Origin of the sequence: Acinetobacter sp. WC-323, from assembly GCF_000314615.1 — a bacterium.
GTDB classification, from domain to species: domain Bacteria; phylum Pseudomonadota; class Gammaproteobacteria; order Pseudomonadales; family Moraxellaceae; genus Acinetobacter; species Acinetobacter courvalinii.
On the sequence record NZ_AMZS01000071.1, the window covers coordinates 1 to 3,564 of the forward strand.

Genomic DNA, 3,564 nt, shown 5'->3' on the forward strand with positions numbered 1-3,564 from the left:
AGAAGCCTACACACAAAATCTACCGCACAACCAATTGGCCCGCATATAACCGAGCACTCATTAATCGCGGAAATATTGCCCTTTGGTTTGATCCTGCTACGCAATGGTATGCTCCATCAAAAGGCAAACAAGGGCGAAATCAAACCTACTCCGACGCAGCCATCCAATGCTGCTTAATGATTAAATCCTTATTCCGTCTATCTTTACGTATGGTCACTGGCTTTGTGCAAAGTCTGATTAAACTTTGCGGATTAAATTGGACCGCACCAGATTACAGTACGCTTTGTAGAAGACAAAAGCATATTGATATTGCAATCAGCTACCAAAAAAGTAGCGATGGGCTGCATCTACTCGTAGACTCTACAGGGATGAAGTTTCTAGGTGAGGGCGAATGGAAACGCAAGAAACATGGAGCTGAATATCGTCGCCAATGGCGTAAACTACATATTGGTATAGATGCCAAAACCCTACAAATACGCGCTATTCAGCTCACAACCAATAATGTCTGTGATTCACAGGTGCTTGGTGATTTACTTAATCAGATTCCACAAGATGAGCAGATTGACTCTGTTTATACCGATGGAGCTTATGACACCAAGCAATGCCGTCAGGTCATTGCAGATCGGCAAGCACATGCGGTGATTCCACCTAGAAAAAATGCGAAACCATGGAAAGATACAAAGAGTAGCTCGCTAGAGCGAAATGAATTACTTCGAACAATTAAACGTTTAGGTAGGACACTATGGAAAAAATGGTCAGGCTATCATCGCCGAAGTTTGGTTGAGACTAAAATGCACTGCATCAAATTATTAAGAGATAAACTCAGTGCAAGGAGCTTTGATAGCCAAGTCAATGAGGTTCATGCACGTGTAGCAGTCCTCAACAGATTTACGGAATTAGGTCGACCACTTACCCAAGTTACGCCTTAAATTTGGCTCAATTAGGGGCGCTTTGCCTTTCAAATCTTTGTGCAACAAAGCCATTTGGAATATAAATAAGATTTAGTTAAAATTAACATTATTCATATAAATTAACATTATGTATTACATTTACTAATAATTTAAAATAATTAGTAGAAAAAAATTATGTTTTAATTATTTCTTTGATTATATAAGTTGAGAGTAAAAAATGATTAATACGGAATTTTCAAAGTGTATTTCTGCATGTACAAACTGTTCACTTATTTGTACTGAATGTGCAACTTCTTGTTTAAAAGAAAAAGATTTAGAGATGATGCGTGAATGTATTCAACGTTGTCTAGAATGTGCAGATATTTGTCAGTTATGTGTGCGTATGCAACAACATAACTCACCTTTCCTCAAAGAGATTTGTGAGCTTTGTGCTAAGATCTGTGAATATTGTGCGGAAGAGTGTGAAAAACATTCACATGATTATTGTAAAAAATGTGCTGAGGCTTGCCGTCAGTGTGCAGAAGAATGTCGAAAAATTGCCATGTAAAATACTTCAATAATGTTAATTATATGGCTCTAGACTAACATAATCATTCTACTAGTCTAGAGCCTTTCCTAAAATTAACATAATACACCTTATACGAAATTCTTATATTTTTTTCTTTATTTTTCAATGGTATAATACAATCTTTAAAGCCCCTTTTCTCCAATCGGGGCTTTTTTATGATTTATTACGTTCTCTAATCCCCCCATTTCTCTTAGGTCTCTTTTGTTAGCGCTGACTGGATATTGACGGTCATTTAATTCACAGCTTTAACCAAATCGAACTATATACATTTTCAAATTTCGTACTTGAGCGAAAGTAGGAAAGTGTTGCCTGGAGAGAATAAGAAATGGGTTCTACACGACTATTGACCAATATTATTCAGCGTAAAGTCATGTTGCCAGAAGAAATGTCACCTTCAATGCAGCGTGACAATTTTGAAGTGACACTGACTGATTTTGAAAAGCATCCAATCATCAAATGTTTATTTAAGGCGGATAACCAGCGTTCTACGGAATGTTGGAGCGTGCAAGAAATTGCAAACTTTATTGAGGATTGCACAGAAGATCAAAACATCAATTTATGCATTTTGTATTGGAAAGATATACACAGCAATATTTACATTATTGATGGAGCACATCGTCTTTCCTGTATCTATGCGTGGATCAATAGATATTTTGCGGATGAGCAAGTCCCTCAAGCACCTAATTTCAATGATCAACAAAAACAAGATATTCGTTACCTCCGCAATTATTTAGGAGATCTTGCTGATTTTCAAAAAATTTGTACTGATGCCGAATTTGCAGAAAAAAAAATCGAAATTAGGCGATATTAAAATCAGTTTCCGGCAGGTACTGGGGACTCCGGAAGATGCGCGACGGGTATTTCAATCTATTAACTCAGATACTAAACGTTTAGATAAATATGAGGAATATCACCTAAGAAATCGCGGTAGTGACGCGTATTATGCGATCTATGCCTGTTGTTATATCAATGACAATAAATCTAACCTAGAAGAGCTCCAATATACACGTTTAAATGAGTTGATTGAGTTAGGGGAGAGGATCCACCAGTTACTTTTTTCGACCATTTTATTAGACAATGAAATGAGTCATGGCAAAAAAATTGGCCTGGTCAATGAGCTGATGAATATCATTGCGGGTGATCAGATTCATAATATTATGAGTCTGAATCAGGGGGAGCGCGTTGAAAACCTAATGTCGCATCTGTTGACCATTCTTTGCAGAATAGCGACGCCTGTAAAAAATGCTGGGGTTCCGAGTTTGGGCTTACATCCATACTTATATTTTTATAAGGATCAGAGTTTTCAGATTACTTCTTTTCTTGCATGGTTTTCAATTGTGTATGAAATTCATGAAAGCCGCATGCAGATTCATCATCGAAAGATTAGTTTCAAGGACTTCACCCGGGTACGCCGTAGTATTGAGTTCTTGATCGCCAATTTCCCCGTGGCGACCACCGAAACGGTCGGCAAGTTCGGCAGTGGTATCAAGGGCTATGATCGGCTACAAATTGTCTATAAAGCCTTTATTTGCTTAAGCTTGGAAATGGAGGTTGATTTTGATGATGAGGAATGCCTGAATACCTTTATTCTGTCCATGTCTAAGGCCTTCAAGTACATAAACTTTAACGAGTTTTATGTCGAAAGATTTTTGGGTGGTTATGATGATGCAGTCGTCAAGCATGTGGTGGGATATGTGGAGTCGATTAGTCCAATTTCTCGGTCAAAGCCCAAGGCCTTTTCGGGGTCGTCTCAGGAAACGGAAAATATAGCACGCTAAGGATTTTCACTCCGACTTCTTTTAACGATATCCAACACGGTATTTTTGCTTAGATTGACCAGCCGACCGACTTGTCGATAAGAGTGTCCAGCAGACACCAACTCCAACACTTTAGGTGCCAGACGATCTGACTTGGTACGTTGACCAGGACGACGACCAAACACAACGCCCCGCGCTTGTGCCGCTGCTACACCAGAGCGCACACGTTCACGTAGTAAATCTCCCTCAAACTCTGCTAATGCAGACATCACAGAAGCCATGAGCTTTCCCTGAGATGTGGAAAGGTCAAACTGCAAACCTGTTTGTG

At 39.0% G+C, this 3,564-nt stretch carries 3 protein-coding genes and 1 pseudogene; 3 read left to right on the plus strand and 1 reads right to left on the minus strand.

Annotation, left to right across the window (positions count from 1 at the left end):
• From ACINWC323_RS00675 to ACINWC323_RS20520, 3 genes and pseudogenes are all read left to right on the plus strand, one after another.
• Positions 1–929: IS5 family transposase (locus tag ACINWC323_RS00675; RefSeq protein WP_009509646.1), on the plus strand; the 929-nt coding region annotated here is incomplete at its 5' end.
• Positions 930–1,128: 199 nt separating this feature from the next.
• On the plus strand, positions 1,129–1,458 hold the full coding sequence (locus tag ACINWC323_RS0119430; RefSeq protein WP_004827037.1) for a four-helix bundle copper-binding protein: 330 nt from the start codon (positions 1,129–1,131) through the stop codon (positions 1,456–1,458).
• Between the two features lie 346 nt (positions 1,459–1,804).
• Positions 1,805–3,221: pseudogene (locus ACINWC323_RS20520) on the plus strand (HNH endonuclease); the annotation flags it as partial.
• A gap of 32 nt (positions 3,222–3,253) precedes the next feature.
• On the opposite strand, the gene ACINWC323_RS00660 reads toward ACINWC323_RS20520, so the two are convergent.
• Positions 3,254–3,564, minus strand: a 311-nt coding sequence (locus tag ACINWC323_RS00660) for a recombinase family protein (RefSeq protein WP_009516064.1), incomplete at its 5' end; no start/stop codon positions are given.

What these genes read in the sequence shown, in the direction of transcription:
- ACINWC323_RS0119430 (WP_004827037.1), top strand. Translation starts at nt 1,129, where the DNA reads ATGATTAATACGGAATTTTCAAAGTGTATTTCTGCATGTACAAACTGT.